The 1861-nt window shown below is 45.2% G+C and carries 5 protein-coding genes; all 5 read left to right on the forward strand.

Annotated features, from left to right (window positions below):
* Positions 1-121: 121 nt before the first annotated feature.
* Positions 122-553, forward strand: a complete 432-nt coding sequence (locus A3OI_RS19190) for a GNAT family N-acetyltransferase (protein ID WP_018402899.1) — start codon at positions 122-124, stop codon at positions 551-553.
* A gap of 152 nt (positions 554-705) precedes the next feature.
* Complete coding sequence (locus tag A3OI_RS21540; RefSeq protein WP_081622871.1) at positions 706-945, forward strand: DUF4160 domain-containing protein; 240 nt, start codon at positions 706-708, stop codon at positions 943-945.
* Positions 905-1171 (forward strand): DUF2442 domain-containing protein, encoded by a 267-nt coding sequence (locus tag A3OI_RS19195; protein WP_040474892.1) that lies wholly within the window; start codon positions 905-907, stop codon positions 1169-1171. Before A3OI_RS21540 ends, A3OI_RS19195 begins: the two co-directional genes overlap by 41 nt.
* Positions 1172-1280: 109 nt before the next feature.
* Positions 1281-1568, forward strand: coding sequence for a DUF3892 domain-containing protein (locus A3OI_RS21545; RefSeq protein WP_081622872.1), 288 nt, complete (start codon positions 1281-1283; stop codon positions 1566-1568).
* Between the two features lie 53 nt (positions 1569-1621).
* The coding region (locus tag A3OI_RS23065) for an Nmad2 family putative nucleotide modification protein (RefSeq protein WP_456085375.1) at positions 1622-1861 on the forward strand (240 nt) is incomplete at its 3' end.

Genomic DNA, 1861 nt, shown 5'->3' on the forward strand with positions numbered 1-1861 from the left:
TAGTTCTATAGGCAAGCGTTTGTGGAAGCCCGAACGTGTAATCATGAAGCGGTCAGATTTCCGCATTCGCGGAGGGGCCTATCAAGTTACTGTTATATATTGCTAGAAATGGGAGAATACAGTGTCAGGTTTAGAAATTCGTCAGGCATCAATTGAAGACTCGGCTCTGATTCATAGATTTGTTATAGAGCTTGCCGTTTATGAGAAAGCAGAGAATGAAGTACTGGCTACAGTCGCTGATATAGAACTATCTTTATTTGGCGCCGAAACAACTACTCATGCCGTTATTTCCAGTTTCAATGAAATACCAATTGGTTTTGCGGTTTACTTCTTCAATTTCTCGACGTGGCTCGGTAAGCATGGATTATATCTTGAGGATTTATATGTTTCTCCTGAGCATAGAGGTGTGGGTGCAGGCAAAGCTCTTCTGAAGCACCTTGCAAAAATTGCATTGGCGAAAAATTGTGGCCGCTTTGAGTGGAACGTACTCGATTGGAATGAACCGGCGATACAGTTCTATAAATCAATAGGTGCAAAACCACAAGACGAATGAGTAGGCTATCGTTTGGCTGGAAAAGCATTTGAAGAATTTGCCTGTAGTTAACAGTATATAACAAGTGCAGGCACGGCGACGCCCTTTCCATTGCGCCTTCGGCTCAATTCTAAGCGCGCGCGTGCTGCAGGCGTTATGTGTGAGGAGTATGGATGAGTCCTACAGTATTCAGAGAAAAGGGATATCGCTTCTTTTTCTTTTCGCGAGAAGAATCACGCATGCATGTTCATGTAGTCTCAGGTGATGGCGAGGCTAAATTCTGGCTTGAACCAGATCTTGAGCTCGCCAAAAATTACGGGTACAACCGGCAGCAATTAAAAGAAATCGAATCATTGGTGGAGGATCACCGCGATGAGCTTGTCAGCGCTTGGAAACAGCACTTCAGCAGTTGAGGTGACAAATATCTCTGCACATGGTGTGTGGCTTCTTGCACACGACCGTGAGTTTTTTATGCCGTACAAAAATTTTCCTTGGTTCAAGGAACAGCCAGTCAGTGCAATTGTGAATGTCGAGGAGCAGTCTCCTGGGCACTTCTATTGGCCTGAGCTTGATGTAGACCTGACGACGGAAATTATTGAGCATCCTGAGAGGTTTCCAAACGTAGCTCACAGCACATAACCAGTGCAGGCACGGCGACGCCCATTACATTGCGCCTTCGGCTCCATTCCAAAGGCGCGCATGCTGCAAGCGTTAGGCTTTTATATATTCAACAACGAGGAAGTGAAAAATGACCGATAACGTTCAGATTAAATGTATCAATAAGACCAATCGTACTAGCGCGCATGAGCGCATATCCCATGTCGGAGGTGTAAATCCGAGTGGCACACGTTGGAAATTAAGTCTTGATGAAGCTATAGCAGGTATCGAAAGCGGAAAATGGAAATTTTACGTAAGTGTAAACGGTCAGTCTGTCTGGGTTGTAGTTTCAAAAAGCGCAAGTGGTAATAAATATCTAAAAACACAAAATGACGGCGAGCAGCCCAATAATTTATTAAGTTTGCCTGAGTGTCCGTAGCCTAACAATCAGCACCAGTCCGACAGCTGGGCGTTAGGCATTTTGGGGGATTTTTGACCAGGCTTTATACTTACATCGTCACCGTCGACTCTGGATTGGCACCAAACCCGTTCAGCGGCTGGTGCACTTTGGCAGTTTGTACCCCGAATCACCAAGGCTGTGCAGTCACGGATGGTGATTGGATAGCCGGGTTTTCCCCAAAAAGTAATGGCTACGAACTCATCTATGCCATGAAGGTGGATGAACGAATCCATATGAACGACTACTTCAATGATCCTAGATTTCAATCTAAG

Source organism: Marinobacter gelidimuriae (assembly GCF_000372805.1).
Lineage (GTDB): Bacteria > Pseudomonadota > Gammaproteobacteria > Pseudomonadales > Oleiphilaceae > Marinobacter > Marinobacter gelidimuriae.

Excerpts from the sequence above, each read along its gene's own strand:
- A3OI_RS21540 (WP_081622871.1), top strand. The coding sequence starts at position 706 with ATGAGTCCTACAGTATTCAGAGAAAAGGGATATCGCTTCTTTTTCTTT.
- A3OI_RS19195 (WP_040474892.1), top strand. The coding sequence starts at position 905 with ATGAGCTTGTCAGCGCTTGGAAACAGCACTTCAGCAGTTGAGGTGACA.
- A3OI_RS21545 (WP_081622872.1), top strand. The coding sequence starts at position 1,281 with ATGACCGATAACGTTCAGATTAAATGTATCAATAAGACCAATCGTACT.